Raw genomic sequence first — 24,810 nt, 5'->3', positions numbered from 1 at the left:
ACCCCGAAGGGCGGCCCCTGTGGCCGCCCTTCGGCGTCCCTGCGGGCCGCCTCGGCCGTACGACTGAATCCGGTAAGAACTGCCACCCCGATCCGCCGGGCGCGCGGGGTTTAACGAGTGGCGGGGCACGCCCGTGCGGTCGATACCCTGGTGGGGTGAGCGATCAGCAGACCCCCGCAGCCCCGGCCGTAGCAGGCGCCGACGACCTCCCCGAGCAGATGCGGGTGAGGCGCGAGAAGCTGGAGCGGCTCAAGGCCGCCGGCGTCGATCCGTACCCCGTCGGGTTCCCGCGCACCAGCACGCTGGCCGATCTGCGCGCCGCTTACCCGGGCCTGGAGCCCGACACCGCCACCGGCGACCGGGCCGGCGTCACCGGCCGCGTCATGCTCAGCCGCACCGGCGGCAAGCTCTGCTTCGCGACGCTGCGCGACGGCACCGGCGACCTCCAGGTCATGCTCTCGCTCGACAAGCTCGGCGAGGAGCGCCTCGCGGCCTGGAAGGCCGACGTCGACCTCGGCGACCACGTCGGCGTGGAGGGCGAGGTGATCACCTCCAAGCGCGGCGAGCTGTCGATCATGGTCGACCGCTGGGAGCTCACGTCCAAGTGCCTGCGCCCGCTGCCGGAGAAGCACAAGGGTCTGGCCGACCCGGAGGCCCGCGTGCGCCAGCGCTACGTGGACCTGATCATGAACCCCGAGGCCCGCGAGATGATGCAGCTGCGCGTCCGCGTGCTGCGCTCGCTGCGCGACACCTTCGAGCGCCGCGGCTTCCTCGAGGTCGAGACGCCGATGCTGCAGCCGATCCACGGCGGCGCCAACGCGCGTCCGTTCACCACGCACATCAACGCGTACGACATGACGCTGTACCTGCGCATCGCCACCGAGCTCTACCTCAAGCGGCTCATGGTCGGCGGCGTGGAGAAGGTCTTCGAGATCAACCGGAACTTCCGCAACGAGGGCGCCGACGCGACCCACAACCCCGAGTTCACCGCGATCGAGTCCTACGAGGCCTACGGCGACTACGACACCCAGGCCGAGCTGACCCGCGACCTGATCCTCAGCGCGGCCAAGGACGCGCTGGGCACCACCGTCATCAAGGGCGTGGACCAGCACGGCGAGGAGGTCGAGATCGACCTGGCCGACCCGTGGGAGGAGGTCAGCGTCTACCCGGGCATCAGCGCCCACCTCGGCGTCCCGGTGACCCCGGAGACCTCGGTGGACGAGCTGCGCAAGCTCGCCGACGAGCACGGCGTGCCCTACGAGAAGAAGTGGGGCCACGGCCAGCTGATCCTGGAGTTCGTCGAGCGCCTGCTGGAGCACAACGCGGTCCGGCCGACCTTCATCCGGGACTACCCGACCGAGGTCTCGCCGCTGACCCGCAAGCACCGCTCGATCGACGGCGTCGCGGAGAAGTGGGACCTGGTGATCTTCGGCAAGGAGATCGCCACCGCCTACTCCGAGCTGATCGACCCGGTCGACCAGCGCGAGCGGCTGACCCAGCAGTCCCTGCTGGCGGCCGGCGGCGACGTCGAGGCCATGCAGGTGGACGAGGACTTCCTGCGGGCCCTGGAGTACGGCATGCCGCCCACCGGCGGTATGGGCCTCGGTGTCGACCGCCTGGTGATGCTGCTCACCAACAAGTCGATCCGGGAGACCCTCCTCTTCCCGCTCGTGAAGCCCGAGTAGAGTCGGGCCCATGCAGTACATCGAGGCTCTGACTCCGCCGGTCGTGATGGCCATCGCCTTCGGCTTCATGATCCGCACGCTCTTCCGCAACCAGGGCGGCGCGAACGCGTCCAAGGAGGACGCGGCGGCCGAGGCGATGACGGCCTCCCAGGAGTAGTACGAACGGACCGGGGTGTGGGGTCTGCTGACCCCACACCCCCTTCTGTCGTGGATTAATTCGGGCAAAAGTGATATTTGCACTGTCATGGTGCGCCCACTCGGTGAACTCGAGAACGCGGTCATGACCCGGCTCTGGCAGTGGAACCGGCTCGTGACCGTTCGCGACGTTCTGGAGGATCTCCAGCAGGAACGGGAGATCGCATACACCACGGTGATGACCGTGATGGACAAGCTGTTCCAGAAGGGCTGGCTGCGCCGGGAACAGGAAGGGCGCGCGTATCGATATGCGCCCGTCTCCACCCGCGAGGCCTATACCGCGGCGCTGATGAACGACGCGTGGGAGACGAGTGACAACCCGGCGGCGGCTCTGGTGCACTTCTTCGGCATGATGTCGCCGGAGCAGCAGGAGGCACTCGGCGACGCTCTTCGCATCTTCGCGCCTTCCATCTTCCCGGTCGAAATCGACGCGGGCGAGGCCCGTTCCTCGCCGGAAGGCGGGTCATCGCAAGAGGGTGAGGCGCGGTAGCGTCTGCGCATGCAGGTCACCATCCGCCGTGCGCGGACCGCCGATGTGCCCACGATCCGACGTCTGGTGGACGGGTACGCCCGCGAACGGATCCTGCTCAACAAGCCCACGGTGACCCTCTTCGAGTCGCTCCAGGAGTTCTGGGTCGCCGAACGCGACGACAGTGCGGAGGTCGTCGCCTGTGGCGCGCTGCACGTCATGTGGGAGGACCTGGCCGAGGTCCGCACCCTGGCCGTGGACCGTTCCTGCCGCGGCACCGGCATCGGGCACGCGCTGCTGCAGAAGCTGGTGGACACCGCCCGATGGATCGGCGTGCGTCGTATTTTCTGCCTGACGTTCGAAGTCGAGTTCTTCACCAAACACGGCTTCCAGGAGATCGCCTCGACTCCGGTCGACGCCGCCGTGTACGAGGAGCTCTTGCGCAGCTACGACGAAGGTGTCGCGGAGTTCCTGGATCTGGAACGCGTCAAGCCGAACACCCTCGGCAACACCCGGATGCTGCTGCATCTGTGAGAGATGAGTTCTCGGGGGCCGGTTGAATTTTTCGCGGAAAGACGGTTTGCTTTCCTACGAGTAATCCAGGCTTTTGAGGAAAGGGACACCCGTGGCGCAGAAGGTCCAGGTCCTTCTTGTCGACGATCTCGAAGGCGGCGAGGCGGACGAGACGGTGACGTTCGCTCTCGACGGGGTTGCCTACGAGATCGACCTCACCCACGCGAATGCGGGCAAGCTGCGCGAGCTGCTGGCCCCCTACACGGACAAGGGCCGCAAGCAGAGCGGCCGCTCCGCCGGCGGCCGCGGCCGCGGCCGGGCCGCCGTCGCGGCCCGTCCGGTCGGCGGCAACCCGGACACCGCCAAGATGCGGGCCTGGGCCAAGGAGCAGGGCTACGAGGTCAACGAGCGCGGCCGCGTGCCGAGCAACATCCGTGAGGCGTACGAGAAGGCGCACGGCTGATCGGGCCGTCCGGCCCGTAGCAGCTCCAGGTGGGCGCAGGCGTCGGCGCAGGTGTCGAGCAGCCGCGTGAGCGGTTCGGGGCAGGGCGTCACGCCCGGCCGTAGCGGGACTGCCGCCGCGGCGGTCCGGGACCGCGTCACGCTCAGCAGGCCGTGCAGATGGCCCCAGCCGAGCCAGTGCAGCAGCCCCGGCAGTTCGTCGGCCGCCCCCGGAGGAACCGGGAGCAGCAGGCGGTCGCCGAGCGTCCACGCCGCTCCGGTCGGTCGGCCGCGCAGGTCCATCCGGGCCAGCGCGAGCAGACCGCCGACCAGGGGTACGTCGAGCAGGTCGCAGCTCTCCGGAGGGGGAGAGGCGGCCTGCTTCGCTGCGAAGGGCACATATCAACCAACCGGTGGCCACTCATTCCGGTTACGCTCGAGATAGGGAATCGCCGGATTCCTCGGTCAGCGAACACCGGACGCCGTCGCCCCGGGAGTCACCCAGCCCGGGACGGGGTACGCCACTGGGTATGAATGCCCAAGTGGGGAGCCCCGTGAGCGGTGGGGTCGCGGCGTGTCGGTGACGCCCTTCGGGGGGCGTTCGCCGTCGGCGTAGCGATTCCAGGTGGATCTGCCTGGCCTGCGGGAACACCATCCCGCAGCATTCGGTTTGAGTCATTGTCGGCCGTCGCACGGTCCCCCACCAGCGGGTGTCGACGGTTGGAGTGAGGAGCTGTTCCGGCCTCCGGGACTAGCATGCGGTAGGACAGGGAGGGGATTTTCCCTCACTGCCCCGACCGCTCTGAGGAGCGATTAACGATGTTCGAGAGGTTCACCGACCGCGCGCGGCGGGTTGTCGTCCTGGCTCAGGAAGAAGCCCGGATGCTCAACCACAACTACATCGGCACCGAGCACATCCTCCTGGGCCTGATCCACGAGGGTGAGGGTGTCGCCGCTAAGGCCCTGGAGAGCCTCGGGATCTCGCTCGAGGCGGTTCGCCAGCAGGTCGAGGAGATCATCGGCCAGGGCCAGCAGGCCCCGTCCGGTCACATCCCCTTCACCCCCCGGGCGAAGAAGGTCCTGGAGCTGTCGCTCCGCGAGGCACTTCAGCTGGGCCACAACTACATCGGCACCGAGCACATCCTGCTCGGCCTGATCCGCGAGGGCGAGGGCGTCGCCGCCCAGGTCCTGGTGAAGCTGGGCGCCGATCTCAACCGGGTGCGCCAGCAGGTCATCCAGCTGCTCTCCGGTTACCAGACTTCCGGCGGCAAGGAGTCCGCCACGGCCGGCGGTCCGGCCGAGGGCACCCCGTCGACCTCCCTGGTCCTCGACCAGTTCGGCCGCAACCTGACGCAGGCCGCCCGCGAGGCCAAGCTCGACCCGGTCATCGGGCGCGAGAAGGAGATCGAGCGGGTCATGCAGGTGCTGTCCCGCCGCACCAAGAACAACCCGGTGCTCATCGGCGAGCCCGGCGTCGGCAAGACGGCCGTCGTCGAGGGCCTGGCCCAGGCGATCGTCAAGGGCGAGGTGCCCGAGACGATCAAGGACAAGCAGCTCTACACGCTGGACCTCGGCGCCCTGGTCGCCGGCTCCCGCTACCGCGGTGACTTCGAGGAGCGCCTGAAGAAGGTCCTCAAGGAGATCCGCACCCGCGGCGACATCATCCTGTTCATCGACGAGATCCACACCCTGGTCGGTGCGGGCGCCGCCGAGGGCGCGATCGACGCCGCCTCGATCCTCAAGCCGATGCTGGCCCGGGGTGAGCTGCAGACCATCGGCGCCACCACGCTGGACGAGTACCGCAAGCACCTGGAGAAGGACGCGGCCCTGGAGCGCCGCTTCCAGCCGATCCAGGTCGCCGAGCCGTCGCTCGCCCACACCATCGAGATCCTCAAGGGTCTGCGCGACCGCTACGAGGCGCACCACCGCGTCTCCATCACGGACGCCGCCCTGGTGGCCGCCGCCACCCTGGCCGACCGCTACATCTCGGACCGCTTCCTGCCGGACAAGGCGATCGACCTGATCGACGAGGCCGGTTCCCGGATGCGCATCCGCCGGATGACGGCTCCGCCGGACCTCCGCGAGTTCGACGAGAAGATCGCGGATGTGCGGCGCGAGAAGGAGTCCGCGATCGACGCGCAGGACTTCGAGAAGGCCGCCTCGCTGCGTGACAACGAGAAGCAGCTCCTGACCGCGAAGGCCAAGCGCGAGAAGGAGTGGAAGGCCGGCGACATGGACGTCGTGGCCGAGGTCGACGAGGAGCTCATCGCCGAGGTCCTGGCCACCGCCACCGGCATCCCGGTCTTCAAGCTGACCGAGGAGGAGTCCTCGCGTCTGCTGCGCATGGAGGACGAGCTGCACAAGCGCGTCATCGGCCAGAAGGACGCGATCAAGGCCCTGTCGCAGGCCATCCGCCGTACCCGCGCGGGCCTGAAGGACCCGAAGCGTCCCGGTGGCTCCTTCATCTTCGCCGGCCCTTCGGGCGTCGGTAAGACGGAGCTGTCCAAGACACTCGCCGAGTTCCTCTTCGGCGACGAGGACGCGCTGATCCAGCTCGACATGTCCGAGTTCAGCGAGAAGCACACCGTCTCCCGCCTGTTCGGCTCCCCGCCCGGCTACGTCGGGTACGAGGAGGGCGGCCAGCTGACGGAGAAGGTGCGCCGCAAGCCGTTCTCGGTCGTCCTCTTCGACGAGGTCGAGAAGGCCCACCCGGACATCTTCAACTCGCTGCTGCAGATCCTGGAGGACGGTCGCCTGACCGACTCCCAGGGCCGGGTCGTGGACTTCAAGAACACGGTCATCATCATGACCACCAACCTCGGCACCCGGGACATCTCCAAGGGCTTCAACCTGGGCTTCGCGGCCACGGGCGACGTCCAGACCGGCTACGAGCGGATGAAGGCCAAGGTCGGCGAGGAGCTCAAGCAGCACTTCCGCCCCGAGTTCCTCAACCGTGTCGACGACATCGTGGTCTTCCACCAGCTCGGCGAGGACGAGATCATCCAGATCGTCGACCTGATGGCCGCCAAGGTGGACGAGCGCCTCAAGGACCGCGACATGGGCCTCGAGCTCCGTCCGGCCGCCAAGATGCTGCTCGCCAAGCGCGGTTACGACCCGCTGCTGGGCGCGCGTCCGCTGCGTCGCACGATCCAGCGCGAGATCGAGGACACGCTCTCCGAGAAGATCCTCTTCGGCGAGCTGCGCTCCGGCCACATCGTCGTCGTCGACGTCGAGGGCGAGGGCAAGGAGGCCAAGTTCACCTTCCACGGTGCGGACAAGGCCCCCGTGGCCGACGCCCCGCCGGTCGCCGCGACCGGTGGCCCGACGGACATGACCGCGTGACGGCCGCCGCCTGAACGAGGCCGGACAGGCCGAACGAAAGGGCCCGGCTCCCCTCAGGGAGCCGGGCCCTTCGCCGTCCGCTCAGCGCTCCAGGAGCCGGTACCAGGGGAGCTGGCCGGCCCAGCGGACCGGTGGGGTGGCGACGGGCTCGGTGCCGGGCGGCTGCCCGCCGTCCACGGCGAGGAGCAGGCCCGGCGGCAGGCCGTCCGTGGGCAGCCCGCCTCCGTCCGCGCCGTAGATCCAGAGCGAGGTGAGCCCGGGGAAGACCCGGGGGAGCTCGGGCAGCAGCTCCGCGCGGCGCGGGTTCCGCACCCGCAGCGAGGTGACCCGGGGCAGGGGTTCGAGCCGGGACAGGCTTCCGAGGTCGAGGTCGTCCAGGTCGAGCGCGGTGATCCGGCCGTGCGCGCGGAGCGTCGGCCAGCCCTCGGGCAGCAGGTCCCGTGCCATCACCCGCAGCGAGCCGAGCGCGGGAGCCTGCAGGATCCCCTCCAGCTCCCCGGGCAGGACGTCGAGGAAGGACCCGGCGTCGGCCAGACTCAGGTGGGTGAGCCGCGGCATCCGTCCCAGCGCGGACCATGACGCGGTTCCGGGGCAGCCGAGGATGATGACCCGCTGGATGTCCGTGCCGGCGAGCGGCGCCAGGTCCAGCGCTCCCGAGCAGTTGATCACCATCAGCTGCTCCAGCTGCGGCGCGTCCCGCAGGAAGGCCAGGTCGATCGCGCGCGGGTTCTCGTGCAGTCGCCACTCGACCAACGGGCCGAGCGGCAGCGTCTCGACGACGTCCTGCGGCAGGTCCCCCGAGTACTCGATCCGGCGGACGTCGGCCAGGTTCGCGGCGGCGAACTCCGCCTCGCCCCGGCTGCTGATCATCAGCCGGAGGTCGGGGGAGCGGTCCAGCCGCGCGATCACCTCGCGGCCGTACTCCTCGGTGTCGAAGTTCCGCCACGAGTAGGCCAGCTGGGCGCGCACGTCCAGGTACGGGTGGTCCGCGTAGGCGGCCAGCAGTGGCAGGGCGCGCTCGCTCAGGATGTTGCCCGCACAGACGACGACGGCGTGGGCCGTCTCGTCGTCCAGGCCCTCCGGGCCGGGCAGCAGTTCCAGCACCACCGGGCCGGCCGAGGCCAGCTCCCGGGCCGCCGTCGCGTCGCGCGGCGGCACCAGCGCGGTGGCGGCCGTGGTGACGGCCTCGCGGACGGCGGGGTCGAGTTCGACGGCCATGTCCAGGCAGGCCGCCGCCAGCAGCCTGAGGCGGTGGGCGTGCTCCGGTTCGGCCTCCGCGCGCTGGAGCACACGGGTGAGCAGGTCGGCGCGCTCGCGGGGGCGGGCGTGGCCGGTGGCGAGGCGGATCACGTCCTCCCACTGGTCCTCGTGGGCGCGGTCGACCAGCAGCGGGATGTCGCCCTCCTCGATCGCCGCCTGCGCGCCGAGGTAGTCCTGGAAGGTGCGGTGCACGAAGTCGACCGCTCCGGGCGCCGGTTCGCGCAGCAGCCCGCTGCGGACCAGCAGGTGGCGCAGCACCGCCTCGGCCGAGCCCTGGATGTGCGGCATCTGCGGCAGCGCGTGCTCGATCCGGGCCAGGGCCTGGCTCGCGGACAGCTCCGACTGCCCGTTGCGGATCAGCCAGTAGGCGAGCTTGCCCAGCAGCGCCTGCTGCTGGGCCTCGCTGAGGGCCAGGCCCTCGGAGGCCGGGTCGACGCCGCGTTCCTCGTCGCGGCGGACCAGCAGCATCTCCAGCGCCGCGTCGTAGAGGGCCATCCGGCCGCTCGGCAGATGCCCCTGGCGGTCGGCGTTGAGCGCGCAGATCAGGGAGCACATCAGCGGGTTGGTGGCGAGGCGGCCGAGGTCCTGCTTGCGGCCGACGGCTTCCGTCAGCATGGACCGCCATCGTTCCAGCCGTTCCCGCTGCTCCTCGTCCGGCCCGGCGCCGGCGGCCGCGGCGGCGTGCCAGCGCTCGATGAACGCCGCCACGTCGGAGCGGCTCATCGGCAGCAGGTCCAGCTCGGCGAAGCCGAGGTCGGCGAGCCAGCCCTCGCGGACGGCGGAGGGGCGGGTCGTCACCACGCAGCGCACGTCCGGATAGGCGGCGAGCAGCCCGCTCAGCCACTCCCGCACCCGGCGGCGCTCACTCGCCGGCGCCTCGTCGATCCCGTCGACGAGCAGCAGCACCCGGCCCTCGGCCATCCGGGCGCCGACCCACCCCTGTGAGCCGGGAAACCCGGACAGCGGATTCCCGGACGCCTTCAGGAACTCCTCCGGGCCGGGCAGGGCCTGCCCACTGCGCGCGAGCGCGCGCAGCCGTAGCAGGATCGGCGTGCAACCCTTGAACTGAGCCAACTGGTCCGGCAGTTCGTCGCGAGCCGAGAGCGTGGTGAGCCACTGCAGCAGTGTCGTCTTGCCGGAGCCCGCGTTCCCGCGCAGCAGGATCCGCCGTTGCTGCGCCAGCGCGTCCTCGACGCGCCGTGACGCGGGCGCGGCCTCCTCGTCGCCCGCGTCACGGCGAGCCTGTTCACGGTTGGCCAGCTCCAGGCTGAGGTAGGCGATGTCGAGCCGCCAGCTGCCGTCACCGCCGCCGGAGCGGGTGACCCCGTAGATCTTGACCTTGTCCCACTCCCGGCCGAGGTAGGCGCGCAGGCGTTCCTCGAAGCTCTCGGCGGGCGGCTGGAGGACGGTGTCGAGGAACGCGACGTCGTTCCGCTCGAAGAGACGCCGGACCTCGACGTCCTGCACGAACTCCTCGCCGAGGGTCAGTTCGAGTCGCGCCTCCCCCCACTGCCGCGGCACCGAACGCACGAGCCCGGCCAGGCAGTTGTCGAGGAAGACCGGCGCGCCGGACATCCCCGCCCAGGGCGAGCCGTCCTTTGGGGCGAGCGGCGCGCCGTGCTCGCTGTCCAGCACGGCCCGCCCACTGATCAGTCCGCTGGCGGGCTTCAGCGTGCCGACGATCTGCTCGCTGTCCAGCCGTCGTTCGGCCGACCGCTGCGCCTGGGGGAAACCGACCGCCGTCGCTCCACGCCGGGCGGTGAGGCCGCGCAGAAGCCCCCAGGAGAGCCGTTCGAACCCCTGGGTCACCGCGGTCGGCAGCAGTTCCTCCTCCGCCACCAGCAACGCGGCGTCGCACCGCTTGTCCTGCCGCCGCCAGACCACCCGGCAGGTCTTCGGCCCCCCGAACCCCGGGATCGCCACCTGTGCCGTCGGCTCCTCGCCGACGACGTGCGCCGCCGTCAGCACCATCCACGGGCTCAGCAGGTAACCGCTGCCCTGGCTGCGGCCCAGCACGGCCGCGATGCGCTCGCGTTGAGGATGCGTCACGGCTGACCTCAGAAGCCGTCCAGGTCGGGGGCCTCGTCATTGCCGACGAGGACGTCCGCTCCGCTCGCCCGCCGCTTCGGCCTGAGGGTGACGCTGACCCGCTGTGTCTCGGCGCGTGCCTGCGCGGACTCGTAGCCGGCCGTCAGCACCCATGCCTTCACGCCGCCCCTGGCCGTCCGGTCGTGGCTCAGCTGGACGCTGAACTCCAGCTGTATGTCCCCGACTTCGAAGGCCAGCTCGGACCCGGCGCCGCGCTCGGCGGCGTCGACGAGCTGGCCGCGGATCGCCTCGATGGCGTCGGCGAGACCGACGCGGTGTTCGTCCATGCCGCCATGATCCCTGAAGTCCGCGCCTGGGAACGAGCTTTCGCCTGTTGCGAAGCGGTGACACGACAGGGATCGGGTGCGAACGGCCGTGGGTGAGGATTTCCCGTGTCGCCGCGATGGCGACCAACGAAATGCGCACCTGTGGGGGTCCGTTCATGTCCGTTCGCCGCAAGGTCCTCGCCGGGGCCGCTGTCGTCGCCGCAGTTTCCGCCGCCGTCGCCCTGCCCGGGGCGGCGCAGGCCGCTCAGCCCGCGAAGGCGGCCGCCACCAGCCCGCTGGTGATGACGCTGGGCCGGATCCAGTCCGGCCCGCTGATGCCCGGCGGGGCGGCGAAGGTCTTCGACCTGTCCGTCACCAACACCTCCGGCAAGGCCGTGGCGTTCGGCAGCGAGCTCGGCGGCGGCCCGCACGGGGCGCTCGCGGTCGACGGGACCGACGTGAAGCTGAGCGTGACGCCCGTCCACGCGCCCGCGACGGGCCTGACGTTCGGGGGGCAGGACGGCGGCCTGCTCGGCTCCTTCTTCCCCAAGGGCGGCGAGTTCGGCAGCACCTTCACGCTGCCGGCGCACGCCACGTACACCTGGAAGGTCACCCTGGCCGCGACCAAGGCCTGGCCGGTCAACGACGACCGCCTCCAGTTCGGCTTCAACGTGGCCGCGCAGAACGGCGGCGCGTCGGCCGACCGGCAGCTGAACCTCCAGGTCGGCACCGCCCACACCGGCGGCCCGATCGTGCAGACGCTGACCGGCGGCAACGTGGTGGCGCCCGGCAAGCCGCTGGTGCTGCGCTACACCCTGACCAACCACACCGGCGCGGCGGTCGCGCAGCGGCTCCAGCCGGGCGTGCTCGAGGAGCTGCCCGGTGCCGGGTCCCTCGACGCCACGCTCGCCTACGACCTGTGGGAGAACGGCCGCTGGGTGACGATCGGCACCGACGGCGCCGGGCTGCCCAAGCTGCCCGCCCACTGGGCGAACGGCGCGAGCGCCGCCTACACGGTCCGGGTGCGCGTGACGCACTGGGACGCCGGCGCCCCGGCGTCCCAGAAGGTGATCGTCTCGGCCTCCTACGACCCGTTCGAGAAGTCCGCCGACCGTCTGGTGACGGTCACCCACTGACCCTGACCGGGGGTCACCACCCGCATGAGGCGGTCGCTCAGGACTCCGCGCCCTGGGCGATCGCCTCGGCGACCTCCTCGACCCGGGCGCTCTCCTCGGCGGCGAAGCGCTCCGCGTCGAGCTGTTCGGCGATCTCCTCGTCCTGCTGCATCAGCGCGTCGAGGTTGGAGTCGCCCATGTCGAAGACCCCCATGTCGAGGTAGGCCTGCTGGAGCCCCGGGCCCCACAGGCCGATGTCCTTCACGCAGGGCACGATCCGCGAGAACAGCAGCTTGCGGAAGAACTGCAGGTACTCGCTGTTCTCGCTGAGCTCCTCCGCGTCCTTCCTCGGGATGCCGAAGTTCTCCAGCACCTCGACGCCGCGCAGCCGGTCGCGCATCAGGTAGCAGCCCTCGATGACGAACTCCTCGCGCTCGGCGAGCTCCTTCGCCGACAGCTGGGAGTAGTAGTCGCGCAGGGCCATCCGGCCGAAGGCGACATGGCGCGCCTCGTCCTGCATCACGTAGGCGAGCAGCTGCTTGGGCAGCGGCTTGCTGGTGGTGTCGCGCAGCATGCCGAACGCGGCCAGCGCCAAGCCCTCGATCAGCACCTGCATGCCGAGGTAGGGCATGTCCCAGCGGGAGTCGCGCAGGGTGTCGCCCAGGAGCGACTGCAGGTTGTCGTTGATCGGGTAGAGCATGCCGATCTTCTCGTGCAGGAAGCGCGAGTACAGTTCGACGTGGCGGGCCTCGTCCATGGTCTGGGTGGCCGAGTAGAACTTCGCGTCCATGTCGGGGACCGACTCCACGATGCGGGCCGCGCAGACCATCGCGCCCTGCTCACCGTGGAGGAACTGGCTGAACTGCCAGGAGGCGTAGTGCCGGCGCAGGTCGGCGCGGTTGGCCTCGCTCATCCTGTCCCAGTACGGCGAGCCGTAGAGGGTCATCGCCTCGTCGGGGACGCCGAGCGGGTCGTACGGGTCGACCTCGAGGGACCAGTCGATGCGCTTGACCTGGTCCCACTGCTTGTCCTTGCCCTTCTGGTACAGGTTCAGCAGCCGTTCGCGGCCCTCGTCGTACTCCCAGTTGAACCGGGCTTCGCCGGAGGCCGGCACGGTCCACTGGCCGTCCTGCTCCGGGGGCTTGGTGGTGTACAGGTCGTACGTCGACATTGACTCGCTCCTTGGACGCCGGAAGGGCTCCTCAGGAGCGTCACATGGCATTACCAACCGGTCAACGGCGTCCGGAGACAGCGACCGGGCACTCCGGTCCCCGGGTTCCTTGTGGCACCTGAGTATTGACTCGGTGTCAATACCCGGCGTAGGGCCGGTGTGGGGAGCGCCCGCTACGCCTCGGTGGCGACCTTGCCGATCCGGTCGGCGACGTCGAGCGCGATCCGCAGCGCGGTCTCCCTGCGGGTGCCGTCGTCGGGGAGCTCCGGCAGGTCGCGCACGTCCTCCTCGCGCTCGTGCGCGTCGGCGACGAAGGCGGCGATGTTGATCGTCATCAGGGCGACGGTGGCCCGGACCCGGTCCTCGAAGGAGGGGTTCGGCCCCTGCATCAGCCGGGTGAGCACGATGATCCGGTCCTTGAAGGCATTGCCGACCTCCAGCTCCCGGATCGCGGGCTGGTTCTCGTGGAAGAACCGCAGGATCGGCTGGCGGTCGGCCATGCCCTCGGCGAAGCGGCGCAGGATCTCGTCCCGGACGGCCGGGCTGTACTCCTGCTGCTGCCCCCAGGCGATGGTCTGCTCGATCGGCTCGGAGATCCGCGCGACGATGCCCGCGAGGATGTCCTCCTTGGTGCGGAAGTGGTAGTACAGCGCCGCCTTGGTGACCCCCAGCTGGTCGGCGATCTCGCGGAGCGAGGTCTTCTCGTAGCCATGCTCCACGAAGAGCTCCAGGGCCACGTCGAGAATGCGCTCCCGGGTATCCCCGCGGGGGGTCTGGGTGGTCATCGCTGTCTACTCGCTCCGCCGGATCAGCTGCGCTCCGCGCGCAGGACTAGCACGAGCTTAGCGTGCTCCGATCGGCGCTACTAGCCGGTCGGCAAGCAAGTGATCAACCCGGCAGACGGTAGACGCCCGCCGCGACCGGCTCCACGAGCCCGTCCGCGACCAGGCCGTCCAGCGCCCGCGCCCGCTGCACGCCGTCCGACCACACCGCGTCCAGCTGCGCCTGCGTCACCGTTCCCGGCGCCTCGCGCAGCACGGCCAGCAGCTTGCCGCGCACCTGCCGGTCCGTCCCCTCGTAGCTCTGCCCGCGCCGCGCCGGTCCCTCCCACGGCGGCGATCCCGCCTGCCGCCAGGCGCAGCCCCGCGCGACCGGACAGCGCCCGCAGTCCGGCGTCCGCGCGGTGCACACCAGCGCGCCCAGCTCCATCACGGCCACCGCCCAGGTCGCGGCGGTCTCCGGATCGTCGGGCAGCAGCGTCGTCGCCGTCCGGCGCTCGGCGGCGGTGGTGGCGTTCGCCGGGTACTCCTGCCCGGACACGGCACGGGCGAGGACGCGCCGCACGTTCGTGTCCAGCACCGCGTGCCGTTGACGGAACGCGAACGACGCGACGGCGGCCGCGGTGTACTCGCCGACTCCCGGCAGCGCGAGCAGCTGCCCGTGGTCGGCCGGGACCTCCCCGTCGTGCTGCTCCGTGATCGCGGTCGCCGCGGCGTGCAGCCGCAGGGCCCTGCGGGGGTAGCCCAACCGCCCCCACGCCCGCACGGCCTCGCCGGCCGGCTCGTTCGCGAGCGCCTTCGGCGTGGGCCAACGGCGCAGCCACTCCTCGTAGACCGGCAGCACGCGCTTGACCGGGGTCTGCTGCAGCATGAACTCGCTGACCATCACCGCCCACGGCGAGGCGTCCTCCCGCCGCCACGGCAGGTCCCGCGCGGAGACGGAGTACCAGGCGAGCACGGGACGGTGGAGGGTGTCAGCGGCGGTATCCATGGCGGGGACGAGTCTAGTGGGACCGGCGCCACACTCGGCGCTGCCGGGCCCTGGAGCCGGGGCCGCCGACCTCGGCCACGACCCCGGCCTTCGGCGTCGTGGGACACCGCCCCGCCGAAGGCCGAGCGCGTGCCGGGTGTTGTGGGCAGGGCCAGGAGTCGGCGGCCGCACACTCGTTGCCCCTGCCGGGCCTCGGTGACCCGGCCCGGCTACGGGCGGTCGCCGCGGCCCTGGAGTTGCAGGTTGAGGGTCTGCGTCAGCCAGTTGCGCCGGCCGGGTTCCTGGAACGGGCTGCCGCTCAGGGGCAGGCGGACCAGGAAGCGGGTGCCGGGGCCGCCCGGGGCGTCGGAGACGGTGACGGTGCCGCCGTGCAGCGCGGCCTGCTGGGCGACGAGGGTCAGACCGAGACCGGAGCCCGGGCTCTCCGCGCCCCGGACGAACCGCTCGAACACCTCCGCCCGCCGCTGCGGCGGGATGCCCGGTCCGCGGTCGTCCACCGTCAGCAGCGCCTCCTGCCCGGCCACCACCAGCCCCACCGAGACCTGCGAGGGACGGCCCGGTGGATGTCCGTGCACGGTCGCGTTCGTCAGCAGATTGGTCACCAGGATCTTCAGTCCCGGCTCCCAGGCCCGCACCCGCACGCCGTAGCCGCCCGAGAACGAGAGCGACGCCTCCGGCCTCGCGCGGCCCACGGCCGCCACGCAGGAGTCGACCAGTTCGCCCAGGTCGAGCTCAGTGAACGCGTCGGCCTCGACGAGATCGCCGCGGGCCAGCGTGCGCAGCGCGGTCAGCAGCTCCAGCAGGCGCGCGTGCTCGACGCGCAGATCCGTGACGACCTCCGCCCGCTCGCCGACCGGGAGGTCGGGGTGCGCGGCGAGGACGTCCAGGTTGGTCTGCATCGACATCAGCGGCGTGCGCAGCTCGTGGGAGGCCGCGGAGGCGAACGCACGGGCGGTCTCCAGGGCCTCGCCCGTCCGCGCGGCCTGCTCGTCGTAGCGGGCGAGGACGGTGCTCAGCGCCGTCGCGAGGTCGTCGACCTCGGCGACGCCGGAGGCGTCACGCCGGAAGGCGGCCGCGCCGCCGCGCGGGTCGAGTGCGGACGCCTGCGCCGCGAGCGCGCGCAGCGACCGGGTGGCGCGGCGGGCGAGCGCCAGCGCCAGCAGGCCGGCCAGCGGGATCGCGGCCAGCGTGGCGAGCAGCACGTTCCCGCGGAGGCTCTTGAGCTGGGTGTCGACCGAGCTGTCGGGGGAGAAGACCCAGAGCGTGCCGCCCGTGCCGGCCAGGGAGACGCCGACGGCCCGGAAACCGGGCAGGCTGACGAGCGCGTCGGTGGGCCGCGGCAGGGTTACGGTCGCGGCGGGCCTCGGGCCGCCGTCCAGGGCGACGGCGCCCTGGCTGTCGAGCACGAGCACGCCCGCGTCCAGCGCGGCCGAGAGGACCTGCCGGTTGCGCAGCCGCTCGACGTTCGGCCGCCCGCCCCGCTGGGCGTTGAGAATGCTGCGGACATCCGGCTGGAGGGCGACGGCGAGGGTGCGCAGCCGGGTGTTCTGCTGCTGCCGCAGGTCGTGGCCGACCAGTCCGACCAGCAGCGCGCCGAGCGCCAGCACCACCAGCGGCACGGTCAGCGCGACCCACAGGGCCAGTCGCGTCGACAGCTTCATCGGCCGGGCTCTCATATGGCCCCCTCTCCTCTGTTCGGTCCAGCCTCTCGCAGTACGAAGCCGACGCCGCGCACGGTGTGCAGCAGCCGTGGCCGGCCGCCCTCCTCCAGCTTGCGGCGCAGATAGCTGACGAAGGTGTCCACGGCGTCGGTGCGCACCTCGAAGTCGTAGCCCCAGACGCGGTCCAGCAGCTGGTCGCGGGTGAGCACGATGCCGGGGTTGCGGACGAACTGCTCCAGCAGCGCGAACTCCCGGCGGGTCAGCTTGAGTTCCGCGCCCTCGCGGAAGGCCTGCCGAGTGGTCGGGTTGACCACCAGCGGACCGGCCTGGAGGACCTCCGTGGGCGCGGGGGCGGGGCGGCGGCGCAGCAGGGCGTGCAGCCGCAGCACCAGCTCCTCCAGTGCGAAGGGCTTGATCAGGTAGTCGTCGGCGCCCGCCTGCAGCCCGGCGACCCGGTCCGCCAGCTCGTCCAGGGCCGAGAGCATCAGCACCGGCGTCTCGTCGCCCTCGGCCCGGATCCGGCGGCAGACCTCGATCCCGGACAGCCCGGGCATCGACACGTCCAGGACGAGCACGTCCGGCGATGCGGTCCCCATCAGGTCCAGCGCCGCCGAGCCGTCCGGGGCGACCAGCACGGTGAATCCGCTGAGCCGCAGTCCGCGCTCCAACGAGCGGCGGATCGCCGCGTCGTCGTCGACGACGAGCACGCGTCCCGACATCACGCCTCCACGTCTATTCGAAGTTCTCGCCAACGCCAGTCGGGCGGCCCAGTGCTGACCACCAGTCGGCCGAACAGGACGATGATGTGAAAGAAGAAGCAGCAGGTACGGCGGTGTTGCACTGAGGAGGGGCGGAACTCTCGTAAGGTTTGCTCGTGCCTTCCTTGCGCAATCCTGTCGGACCACTGCCGGCGTCAATCTACTGGCGGCGGCGCATCGTCGTGCTCGCGGCCCTCGCCGCCGCGGTCGTGCTGGTCGGCGTGCTCGCCTTCGGCGGCAGCGGCCCGGACCGGAAGGCGAGCGCGGGCAGCGTCGGAACCCCGGCCAGCTCGCTGACGCCCGGCCCGACGCGCGGCGGGTCCAACGACGGCGCGGTCGGCGGCAGCGGCTCGGCCTCGCCGAGTGCCGGAGCCTCCGCCTCGGGCACGCCCACGAGCGCGCCGACCGGCGCTCCGGTCGTGACAGGCCCCTCCGGCCCCGGCTCGGGTGGCACGGCTGCGACGTCCGGCGGCACGGGCTCGACCTCCGGCCAAGCGGGCGGCACGGGCGGTTCCGGCTCGACGCTGACGCCGAACGAGCCGGGCACCAGGAATCTCCCCACCTGCGCGGCGACCGACCTCGACCTGTCGCTGACCAGCACCGCGCAGACCTACCGGCCCTCGCAGTTCCCCGGCTTCCAGCTCGGGATCACCAACACCGGCGGCTCCGCGTGCAAGGTGGACCTGGGAGCCAAGTCGGCGGTGCTGACCATCACCTCCGACACGGGCGCGACGGTCTGGTCCTCCAGCTTCTGCCCGAAGGACACCTCGTCCCAGTGGTACGCCGTTCCGGCGGCGGGCGACGGTCCGCTGACCGCCCTGTTCGGCTGGGGCCGGACGACCTCGAAGCCGGGCTGCACCCCGGGCGACGGCGGCAGTAGCGCCCCGGCGGGGACGTACGTCGCCCACATCGGCATCGGCGGCGTCTCGGCACAGCCGCAGCACTGGTTCAAGCTGGCGCCGTTCGGCAGCTGACCGCCTCGGCGGGGTGCCTGGGCCCGGGGAGACTCGCCCGAACGGGTGAGTCGTCAGATTGTCCGGAATGTCCGCTCGTTCGCGCGACGCGGCGCGCCTGAAGCTGAGCCCATGGCGTCGAACCAGGCAGGCACCGAAGCACCGCCGGCCCAGCAGGAGTCCCCCGGAGCGGTACAGCTCAAGGCCGTGCTGCTCAGCCCCGGTTATCTGAAGCTGCTGCTGCTCGCCGCCCTGGTCGGCATCCCGGTCTCCCTGGTGGCCTTCGGCTTCGTCGGGCTGGAGCACCAGATGCAGAACTGGATCTGGACGTCGCTCCCCTCGGGGCTCGGTTACCACCAGCCGCCGTGGTGGTGGCCGCTGCCGACGCTCGCCCTGGCCGGCCTGCTGCTCGTGCCCGTGCTGACCCGGATGCCCGGCAAGGGCGGCCATCTGCCGGTGCGGGGCCTGGGTGGACCGCCGCAGCCGCCGACGTACCTGCCCTCGGTCCTCGTCGCCGCCCTCATCGCCCTGCCGCTCGGCGCCTCCCTGGGTCCCGAGGCGCCGCTGATGGCGCTCGGCGGCGCCCTGGCGCTGCTCGGCGTCCGCCGGGCCCAGCGCGAGGCGCAGCCGAAGGCGGCGGCGATCGTCGCGACCGCCGGCTCCTCGGCGGCCATCGCGACGATCTTCGGCAATCCGGTGGTGGGCTGTGTGATGGTGCTGGAGGCGGCCGGGCTCGGCGGCCCGCAGCTGCTGCTGCTCGTGGTGCCCTGCCTGCTGGCGAGCGGCGTGGGCGGGCTGGTCTTCACCGGGTTCGGCCACTGGACCGGTCTCGACATCGGTGCGCTGACCCTGCAGAGCGTCCCCAAGAGCGAGGTCCCCACGGCCCCGGACTACCTGTGGGGCATCCCGCTCGCGGCACTGATCGCGATCCTGGTCGTCAGCGTGCAGGCGCTCGGCTGGAACACCGCCGCCTTCACCACGCACCGGACCGGCCTGCGCATCGTCGTCTGCGCCGTCGGCGTCGGCGCCTGCACCGCCGCCTACGCCCTGCTCACCGGCCGCTCACCGGAGGAGGCCGCCCTCTCGGGGCAGGCGACGTTGAGTCAGCTGGCCGCGAACCCGCAGTCCTGGGGCGTCGCCACCCTCGTGCTACTGGTCCTGTTCAAGGGTCTGGCCTGGGGCATCAGCCTCGGCTCACTGCGCGGTGGGCCGATCTTCCCGGCCATCATGGTCGGGGCGGCCTGCGGGATCGCCTGCGCGGGCCTGCCCGGCTTCGGTGCGGCGGCCGGACTCTCCGTCGGCATGGCCGCCTCGGGGGCGGCGATCACCGGGCTGCCGGTCACCGCGAGTCTGCTGGCGATCCTGCTGGTCGGGGCGAACGCGCGGGATGCGGCGCCGCTGATACTCGTCGCCGCCGTGGTGAGCTTCGTCGTCGCCACGAAGCTCAGGCCCCGGCCGCCCGAGGCCGTCCAGGGCTCGTCGTCCGCGGCGTCGCCGAACGTCTCGCCGACCGGGTCGGGCTCGCGGACGGACTCCGCGCCGGGCTCGGCTCCGGGCTCAGGAACGGCTCAGACGTAGCGCTCGAGGATGGACGACTCGGCCAGACGCGAGAGCCCCTCGCGGACCGAGCGGGCCCGGGACTCGCCGACGCCCTCGACCGTCTGCAGGTCGTCGATGCTGGCGGCGAGCAGCTTCTGCAGCCCGCCGAAGTGCTCGACCAGGCGCTCGATGACGGTGTTCGGCAGCCGCGGCACCTTGGCCAGCAGGCGGTAGCCGCGCGGGCTGACCGCGGAGTCCAGCGCCTCGGGCGTGCCCGGGTAGCCGAGCGCCTTGGCGACCGTCTGGATCTCCAGCAGCTCGGAGTGGGTCAGCGCCTCCAGGTCCGTCAGCACGTCCTGGACGGAGCGGCCGCGCTTGGCGGCGCGCTCGGGGAAGTAGTCGCGGGCCACCAGCTCGCGGTCCGGCTCCACGCCCGCGATCAGCTCGTCGAGCTGCAGCGAGAGCAGGCGGCCGTCGGTGCCCAGCTCCACCACGTAGCCCGCGATCTCACTGGCGATCAGGCGGACCATCTCCTGCCGCTGTGCCACCGCCGCCACGTCACGAACCGTCACCAGGTCCTCGATCTCCAGGGCGGAGAGCGTGCCGGAGACCTCGTCCAGGCGCAGCTTGTAGCGCTCCAGCGTGGCCAGCGCCTGGTTGGCGCGGGAGAGGATCGCGGCGGAGTCCTCGATGACGCGACGGGCACCGTTGACGTAGAGGGCGATCAGCCGCATCGACTGGCTGACCGACACCACCGGGTAGCCGGTCTGCTTGTTGACCCGCTCGGCGGTGCGGTGCCGGGTGCCGGTCTCCTCGGTGGGGATGTCCGCGTCCGGGACCAGCTGCACGCCCGCGCGCACGATCTTGGTGATGTCCTTGTCGAGCACCACCGCGCCGTCCAGCTTGCACAGCTCGCGCAGGCGCGTCGCGGAGAACTCGACGTCGAGGACGAAACCGCCGGTGCACAGCGCCTCGACCTGCTTGTCGAAGCCCATGACGATCAGGCCGCCGGTCCGGCCGCGCAGCACGCGCTCGAGACCGTCCCGCAGGGCGGTGCCAGGGGCGACGGCGCTGAGGGAAGCCCGGAGCAGGGCCTCCTCGCGGGAGGAGCGGTCCGCCCGGTCGTTGGCTGCCACGGCGGCGACTCCTCCGGTGGGGTGCGGTGTGCGCGTACGAGTTTACCGGTGACCGCCTGTGAGTGTGCCCGGATATTACGGAGGTCGGGGAATCGGTGTTATTTCGTCACTTCACTCACACAGGTCACACGGGGCGCTTCGCACACCCACCGCGAGGCCCCGCAAGCACCGTGGCAGCCCCTGGCCGAGGGAATCCACCGGATCACTCCGGCTCGATCTCCTCCCAGCCGGCCATCAGCTCGTCCGCACTGTCGGGAATGTCGAGGTAGTTCGGCACGGCCCGCTGCCGCTCGTCCGTCAGATCGACCCGGCCGCGGCGGTTCTCCGCGCCGTCCGTCTCTCGGCCCTGACGCGGGGCGCGCCGCCCGCCGCGCCCCGGACGGCCCGGGATCGCCGCCAGCGCGTCGCCGATCGTGGCGACCTCCACCACGCGCATGCCCTTCGGTACCTTGCCCGGCTCCGGCGGCACCAGCGCGTGCGTGAAGCCGAGCCGCGCCGCCTCGGCCAGCCGCCGCTCCACACCCGTCACCCGGCGCACCTCGCCCGCGAGGCCGACCTCGCCGATCGCCACCATCCCCTGCGGCAGCGGCGTGTCGGCGGCGGAGGAGGCCAGCGCCAGCGCGATGGCGAGATCGGCGGACGGCTCGGAGAGCTTCACCCCGCCCACCGTGGCCGCGTAGATGTCCATCTTGCCGAGCCGGACCCCGCCGTGGCGCTCCAGCATCGCCAGGATCATCGCGATCCGCGGCGAGTCCAGGCCCGAGGTGGCCCGGCGCGGGGAGGGGATCACCGAGTCCACCAGCAGCGCCTGCACCTCCGCCACCAGCGGCCGCCGCCCCTCCAGGGTGACGGTCAGACAGGTGCCGGGGACGGGCTCGGCCCGCTTGGTCAGGAACAGGCCGGAGGGATCGGGCAGACCGACGATGCCCGAGTCGTGCAGCTCGAAGCAGCCGACCTCGTCCGTGGCGCCGTAGCGGTTCTTGACGCCGCGGATCAGCCGCAGCCGGGCGTGCCGGTCGCCCTCGAAGTGCAGCACCACGTCGACCAGGTGCTCCAGCAGGCGCGGGCCCGCGATCGCGCCCTCCTTGGTGACGTGGCCGACCAGCAGGGTCGACATGGCCCGCGTCTTGGACTCGCGGATCAGGGCGTTCGCCACCTCCCGGATCTGCGCCGGACCGCCCGGCGCGCCGTCCAGCTCGGCGGAGGCGACCGTCTGCACGGAGTCCAGGATCAGCAGGGCCGGCTGCACCTGCTCGATGTGCCCGAGCACCGCCGCCAGGTCGGTCTCGGCGGCGAGGTAGAGATGCGGGGAGAGCGCGTCGATCCGGTCCGCGCGCAGGCGCACCTGCGAGGCGGACTCCTCCCCGGTGATGTACAGCGTCCGCCGCTCCGGCCCCGCCGCCTTGGCGGCGACGTCCAGCAGCAGCGTCGACTTGCCGACGCCCGGCTCCCCGGCCAGCAGCACGACCGCACCCGGCACCAGGCCGCCGCCGAGCACCCGGTCCAGCTCGTCGATGTTCGTCGGCCGTGAGACCGCGACCGTCGCGTCCACCTGCGCGATCGGCCGGGCGGGGGAGGAGACGGGCCCGGCCGCCGTCGTCCGCACCGCCGGCGATCCGCCGACCTCCTCCACCGTGCCCCAGGCGTTGCACTCGGTGCACCGCCCCGTCCACTTGGGCGGCGTGGCACCGCACTCGGAGCACCGGTAGGTGCTGCGAGAACTGCTGCGTGCCTTCGAGGTGCTGGATCGCGCGGCCATGCGGGGAACGCTACAGGGGACCACTGACAGCCACGGTCCGTCGGTCGTTCCCGGGTATACCGACGAGTCGGCGAAAGGCTGTGCGAGCTCCGCTCGTCTCACCCGAAAGGGTGGATGGAGGTGGCTTCCCCGGAAGGGGTGGCGCGGCGTCTCTACCGTCGGAGAGGTGGAGACCCTGCAGGACCAACTCGCCGACGCGCTGTTCAGTTACTGCCTGTCGGTGCTGTGCGACCAGGACGCGGCCGTGGCCGCCGTGCGGCAGACGCGGCGGCTGGCCGCGCGCCATCGGCGGCGGCTGCGGCGGCCGGAGTCGGAGCGCGCGTGGCTGTACGCGCTCGCCCGGCACGTGTGCCTGGGGCGGCTGGAGGCGCGGGCGGAGGCCGGCGGGGCCCGGCCGGTGGCCGAGTCGGCCGCGGCGCGCTCACGGCTGGCCCGGCTCGCCTGGCCGGAGGCGGCCGGGACGACGCCCGCCCAGCGCGAGGCGTTGGAGCTGGCGGGTCGGCACTCGCTGGAGACGGAGGAGATCGCCGCCGTGCTCGGGGTGCGGGCCGAGGCGGCGGGGGTGCTGCTGACGCAGGGCGTCTGCGAGGTGGAGCGCACGGCCGCCGCCCTGTCGGTCCTCGCCGCGGACGCCTGCCCGGAGCTGAACCGGCTCGGGCGCGGGCGCGGGCCCGTCCTCGGCAGGGCGCTGCGCAACGAGCTGGTCCGGCATCTGGACGACTGTCCCACCTGTCGCGGCACGGCGGAACGCGGCGCGGCCGAGGGCCCGTGGCCGGGCGCCTTCCGGGCGGCCGGGTCGCTGCCGCTGGTGCACCTGCCCCGGGCGGCGTTGCGCGCCGCCGGGGAGGTGCAGGACGCGCCGGAGCCGCGCTTCGACCGGCGCGGCTTCCCGGTGCACGTGACGATCGTGCGCCCGCGCGAGCGGGCGCGGGAGCAGGAGCAGCCCCCGGCGGTGCGGCAGCGGGCCGTCCTCGGGTCGGTCGCGGCGGCGGTCGTGGCCGGCCCGGCCGTGGCGCTGTGGGCGGTGCACGCCGGGGGCGGGCCGAGCAGTCCGGCCGCGCAGGTCACCTCGGTGCGGGTGTCCGACGGCACGCCGGTGGCCCCGGGTGTGTCGGCGGGCTCGTCGGGGGGTGCGGGCGACGCGAGCGGCGCTACCGGTGCGCCGCCCCCCGCTGGTGGCACCACGGCGGGCGGCGGCCACCTGGGCGAGAACATCGGCTTCACCGTCACCTTGCCCGGCCCGTCCGCGAGTTCGGCTCCCGGCGGCTCGCCCGGGGCCGGACCGGGCGCCGGAGCGGGCGGCGGCGTGTCGCCGGGGCAGCTCCAGGTGGGTGCGGCGCAGTCCGGCGACCGCACGGTGATCACGCTGACCAACACCGGCGGCAGCGCCTTGCTGTGGACGGCGAGCGCGAACGCCCCCTGGCTGCGGCTGAGCCGCGACGGCGGCACGCTCGCGCCCGGCGCGCAGCTGACGGTCCTGGTCAGCGTGGACGAGTCGGCGGCCCCGGCCGACCCGTGGTCCGCCCGGATCGTCTTCCAGCCGTCGGGCGCGGTGGTGACGCTCGAGGGGACGGGCACCCGCCGCGGCGCCCCCAGTCCGAGTCCCAGTCCGAGTTCAAGCCCGAGCACCGGCCCGAGCACCGGCCCGAGCACCGGCCCGAGTTCCGGTCCGAGCCCCAGTCAGACGCCGTCGTCCGGCCCCACGTCCGCCTCGCCGACGCCGACGCCCACCCCGACACCGAGCGGCGGCGCGACGGACAGTCCGTCGGCGAGCTCCTCCTCGGCGCCGGTCACCGCCGCGCCCTGATCGCGAGGTCCGGCCGGAAGCCTGCAGAAAGGTTCAGTCAGCCGGGTGCGGGGCGACCGGGCCGGCCGGGTGGTCGAGGTGACGCTCGCAGTGGCGGACCAGCTCGGCGTAGCCGCCGGGGCCCATCAGCTCGGTGAGCTCGGCCCGGTAGCTGACGTACACGGGCTCCGCGCCGACATGGGCGTCCGGGCTGCCGGTGCACCACCACTGCAGGTCGTGGCCACCGGGGCCCCAGCCGCGACGGTCGTACTCGCCGATGGTGACCTGGAGGTAGCGGGTTTCGTCGGGGCGGTCGATCCAGTCGTAGCCGCGACGGATCGGCAGCTGCCAGCAGACGTCCGGCTTGGTCTCCAGCGGCTCGCGGCCCTCGGCGAGCGCGAGCGTGTGCAGGGCGCAGCCCTCGCCGCCGGCGAAGCCGGGGCGGTTGAGGAAGATGCACGCGCCGTCGATCCGGCGGGTGCGCAGGTCGCCGTCCTCGTCGGGCTCGCTGATGCCCTTGGGGCCGGTGCCCTGCTTGTGGAACTGCCAGGTGCCGGGTGTGAGTCGGGCGGCATGCCCGAGGACGCGCTTCTGGTCGTCGTCGTCGGACCAGTGCGCCCCGAGCGTGCAGCAGCCGTCGGCCGCGCGGCCGGGGCGGATGCCGTGGCAGCCGCGTCCGAAGACGCAGGTCCAGCGGGAGGTGAGCCAGGTCAGGTCGCACCGGAAGACCTGCTCCTGGTCGTCCGGGTCGGCGAACTCGACCCAGGCGCGGGGGAAGTCGAGCGGGACCTCGCGCTTGCGCGCGGCCTTGGCCGCCTTCTTCGCCGCCTTCTCGGCCGCCCTGACCTCGGCGGTGCTGCTGATCGTCACATCCACTGCTGCCACCCATACAGCCTATGCCGC

The 24,810-nt window shown here is 72.2% G+C and carries 21 protein-coding genes; 10 read left to right on the top strand and 11 right to left on the bottom strand.

All coding sequences use genetic code 11. The annotated features are described in order from the left end of the window. Nucleotides 1-155: 155 nt before the first annotated feature. From lysX to TR49_RS24860, 5 genes are all read left to right on the top strand, one after another. The gene (lysX, locus tag TR49_RS24880) at nucleotides 156-1,685 is read left to right on the top strand and encodes a bifunctional lysylphosphatidylglycerol synthetase/lysine--tRNA ligase LysX (protein ID WP_084725381.1); all 1,530 of its coding nucleotides are present in this window, start codon (nucleotides 156-158) and stop codon (nucleotides 1,683-1,685) included. 10 nt (nucleotides 1,686-1,695) lie between these two features. After that, nucleotides 1,696-1,842 carry a hypothetical protein gene (locus TR49_RS44600; RefSeq protein ID WP_042366215.1) on the top strand — a complete coding sequence of 49 codons (147 nt, stop codon included), beginning with the start codon at nucleotides 1,696-1,698 and terminating at the stop codon, nucleotides 1,840-1,842. An 87-nt stretch (nucleotides 1,843-1,929) separates the two neighbouring features. Then, nucleotides 1,930-2,370, top strand: coding sequence for a BlaI/MecI/CopY family transcriptional regulator (locus tag TR49_RS24870; protein WP_042385461.1), 441 nt, complete (start codon nucleotides 1,930-1,932; stop codon nucleotides 2,368-2,370). Nucleotides 2,371-2,379: 9 nt separating this feature from the next. Next, on the top strand, nucleotides 2,380-2,883 hold the full coding sequence (locus TR49_RS24865) for an amino-acid N-acetyltransferase (RefSeq protein WP_042385458.1): 504 nt from the start codon (nucleotides 2,380-2,382) through the stop codon (nucleotides 2,881-2,883). A gap of 91 nt (nucleotides 2,884-2,974) precedes the next feature. Further along, nucleotides 2,975-3,325 carry a histone-like nucleoid-structuring protein Lsr2 gene (locus tag TR49_RS24860; protein WP_042366218.1) on the top strand — a complete coding sequence of 117 codons (351 nt, stop codon included), beginning with the start codon at nucleotides 2,975-2,977 and terminating at the stop codon, nucleotides 3,323-3,325. On the opposite strand, the gene TR49_RS24855 is transcribed toward TR49_RS24860, so the two are convergent. Further along, the gene (locus TR49_RS24855; protein WP_042385455.1) at nucleotides 3,256-3,702 is read right to left on the bottom strand and encodes a hypothetical protein; all 447 of its coding nucleotides are present in this window, start codon (nucleotides 3,700-3,702) and stop codon (nucleotides 3,256-3,258) included. The two genes, TR49_RS24860 and TR49_RS24855, sit on opposite strands and share 70 nt — an antisense overlap. A 420-nt stretch (nucleotides 3,703-4,122) precedes the next feature. Here TR49_RS24855 and TR49_RS24850 point away from each other — a divergent pair, with 420 nt between their 5' ends. Next, on the top strand, nucleotides 4,123-6,645 hold the full coding sequence (locus TR49_RS24850) for an ATP-dependent Clp protease ATP-binding subunit (RefSeq protein WP_042385453.1): 2,523 nt from the start codon (nucleotides 4,123-4,125) through the stop codon (nucleotides 6,643-6,645). An 81-nt stretch (nucleotides 6,646-6,726) separates the two neighbouring features. Here TR49_RS24850 and TR49_RS24845 read toward each other — a convergent pair whose 3' ends face one another. Both TR49_RS24845 and TR49_RS24840 read right to left on the bottom strand, forming a co-directional pair. After that, on the bottom strand, nucleotides 6,727-9,954 hold the full coding sequence (locus TR49_RS24845; protein WP_052434613.1) for a serine protease: 3,228 nt from the start codon (nucleotides 9,952-9,954) through the stop codon (nucleotides 6,727-6,729). An 8-nt stretch (nucleotides 9,955-9,962) separates the two neighbouring features. After that, nucleotides 9,963-10,280, bottom strand: a complete 318-nt coding sequence (locus tag TR49_RS24840) for a trypco2 family protein (protein ID WP_042385449.1) — start codon at nucleotides 10,278-10,280, stop codon at nucleotides 9,963-9,965. 155 nt (nucleotides 10,281-10,435) lie between these two features. Here TR49_RS24840 and TR49_RS40330 point away from each other — a divergent pair, with 155 nt between their 5' ends. Further along, nucleotides 10,436-11,395, top strand: coding sequence for a hypothetical protein (locus TR49_RS40330; protein ID WP_052434612.1), 960 nt, complete (start codon nucleotides 10,436-10,438; stop codon nucleotides 11,393-11,395). 37 nt (nucleotides 11,396-11,432) lie between these two features. Here the strand turns inward: TR49_RS40330 and TR49_RS24830 are convergent, their stop codons facing one another. The 5 genes from TR49_RS24830 to TR49_RS24810 form a co-directional block, all read right to left on the bottom strand. Beyond that, nucleotides 11,433-12,545, bottom strand: coding sequence for a ferritin-like domain-containing protein (locus tag TR49_RS24830; protein WP_042385446.1), 1,113 nt, complete (start codon nucleotides 12,543-12,545; stop codon nucleotides 11,433-11,435). A gap of 173 nt (nucleotides 12,546-12,718) precedes the next feature. Then, nucleotides 12,719-13,330: a TetR/AcrR family transcriptional regulator gene (locus tag TR49_RS24825; protein WP_042385444.1), complete on the bottom strand. Its 612-nt coding sequence runs from the start codon at nucleotides 13,328-13,330 to the stop codon at nucleotides 12,719-12,721. Between the two features lie 103 nt (nucleotides 13,331-13,433). Beyond that, nucleotides 13,434-14,315 (bottom strand): iron-sulfur binding domain-containing protein, encoded by an 882-nt coding sequence (locus tag TR49_RS24820; RefSeq protein WP_042385440.1) that lies wholly within the window; start codon nucleotides 14,313-14,315, stop codon nucleotides 13,434-13,436. A gap of 209 nt (nucleotides 14,316-14,524) precedes the next feature. Next, nucleotides 14,525-15,991: a sensor histidine kinase gene (locus TR49_RS24815; RefSeq protein WP_236653513.1), complete on the bottom strand. Its 1,467-nt coding sequence runs from the start codon at nucleotides 15,989-15,991 to the stop codon at nucleotides 14,525-14,527. Beyond that, nucleotides 15,988-16,695: a response regulator transcription factor gene (locus tag TR49_RS24810; protein WP_042385434.1), complete on the bottom strand. Its 708-nt coding sequence runs from the start codon at nucleotides 16,693-16,695 to the stop codon at nucleotides 15,988-15,990. The genes TR49_RS24815 and TR49_RS24810 overlap by 4 nt, the downstream gene beginning before the upstream one ends. 155 nt (nucleotides 16,696-16,850) lie before the next feature. On the opposite strand from TR49_RS24810, the gene TR49_RS24805 reads away from it, so the two are divergent. Continuing rightward, on the top strand, nucleotides 16,851-17,708 hold the full coding sequence (locus TR49_RS24805) for a hypothetical protein (RefSeq protein WP_160311634.1): 858 nt from the start codon (nucleotides 16,851-16,853) through the stop codon (nucleotides 17,706-17,708). Between the two features lie 111 nt (nucleotides 17,709-17,819). Next, entirely contained in the window at nucleotides 17,820-19,265 is a 1,446-nt protein-coding gene (locus TR49_RS24800) for a chloride channel protein (RefSeq protein ID WP_063770163.1), read from the top strand. Here TR49_RS24800 and disA read toward each other — a convergent pair. Both disA and radA read right to left on the bottom strand, forming a co-directional pair. After that, the gene (disA, locus tag TR49_RS24795; RefSeq protein ID WP_042385433.1) at nucleotides 19,256-20,362 is read right to left on the bottom strand and encodes a DNA integrity scanning diadenylate cyclase DisA; all 1,107 of its coding nucleotides are present in this window, start codon (nucleotides 20,360-20,362) and stop codon (nucleotides 19,256-19,258) included. The two genes, TR49_RS24800 and disA, sit on opposite strands and share 10 nt — an antisense overlap. Before the next feature lie 202 nt (nucleotides 20,363-20,564). Next, nucleotides 20,565-22,121: a DNA repair protein RadA gene (gene radA, locus TR49_RS24790; protein WP_084725379.1), complete on the bottom strand. Its 1,557-nt coding sequence runs from the start codon at nucleotides 22,119-22,121 to the stop codon at nucleotides 20,565-20,567. A 166-nt stretch (nucleotides 22,122-22,287) separates the two neighbouring features. Between radA and TR49_RS24780 the strand changes: the two genes are divergently transcribed. Beyond that, entirely contained in the window at nucleotides 22,288-23,928 is a 1,641-nt protein-coding gene (locus TR49_RS24780; protein WP_052434610.1) for a BACON domain-containing protein, read from the top strand. A gap of 33 nt (nucleotides 23,929-23,961) precedes the next feature. Here TR49_RS24780 and TR49_RS24775 read toward each other — a convergent pair whose 3' ends face one another. After that, nucleotides 23,962-24,783 (bottom strand): DUF3109 family protein, encoded by an 822-nt coding sequence (locus tag TR49_RS24775; protein WP_169790005.1) that lies wholly within the window; start codon nucleotides 24,781-24,783, stop codon nucleotides 23,962-23,964. Nucleotides 24,784-24,810 lie beyond the last annotated feature (27 nt).

Origin of the sequence: Streptacidiphilus melanogenes (assembly GCF_000787835.1) — a bacterium.
Taxonomy (GTDB): Bacteria; Actinomycetota; Actinomycetes; order Streptomycetales; family Streptomycetaceae; genus Streptacidiphilus; species Streptacidiphilus melanogenes.
This window is presented reverse-complemented; position numbering and strand designations above follow the sequence as displayed.

Coding starts and splice junctions, on each gene's coding strand:
- TR49_RS24820 (WP_042385440.1), bottom strand. CDS start 14,315: ATGGATACCGCCGCTGACACCCTCCACCGTCCCGTGCTCGCCTGGTAC.
- radA (WP_084725379.1), bottom strand. CDS start 22,121: ATGGCCGCGCGATCCAGCACCTCGAAGGCACGCAGCAGTTCTCGCAGC.
- TR49_RS24800 (WP_063770163.1), top strand. CDS start 17,820: ATGGCGTCGAACCAGGCAGGCACCGAAGCACCGCCGGCCCAGCAGGAG.
- TR49_RS40330 (WP_052434612.1), top strand. CDS start 10,436: ATGTCCGTTCGCCGCAAGGTCCTCGCCGGGGCCGCTGTCGTCGCCGCA.
- TR49_RS44600 (WP_042366215.1), top strand. CDS start 1,696: ATGCAGTACATCGAGGCTCTGACTCCGCCGGTCGTGATGGCCATCGCC.
- TR49_RS24825 (WP_042385444.1), bottom strand. CDS start 13,330: ATGACCACCCAGACCCCCCGCGGGGATACCCGGGAGCGCATTCTCGAC.
- TR49_RS24850 (WP_042385453.1), top strand. CDS start 4,123: ATGTTCGAGAGGTTCACCGACCGCGCGCGGCGGGTTGTCGTCCTGGCT.
- TR49_RS24815 (WP_236653513.1), bottom strand. CDS start 15,991: ATGAGAGCCCGGCCGATGAAGCTGTCGACGCGACTGGCCCTGTGGGTC.
- TR49_RS24865 (WP_042385458.1), top strand. CDS start 2,380: ATGCAGGTCACCATCCGCCGTGCGCGGACCGCCGATGTGCCCACGATC.
- TR49_RS24830 (WP_042385446.1), bottom strand. CDS start 12,545: ATGTCGACGTACGACCTGTACACCACCAAGCCCCCGGAGCAGGACGGC.
- TR49_RS24870 (WP_042385461.1), top strand. CDS start 1,930: ATGGTGCGCCCACTCGGTGAACTCGAGAACGCGGTCATGACCCGGCTC.
- TR49_RS24840 (WP_042385449.1), bottom strand. CDS start 10,280: ATGGACGAACACCGCGTCGGTCTCGCCGACGCCATCGAGGCGATCCGC.
- TR49_RS24810 (WP_042385434.1), bottom strand. CDS start 16,695: ATGTCGGGACGCGTGCTCGTCGTCGACGACGACGCGGCGATCCGCCGC.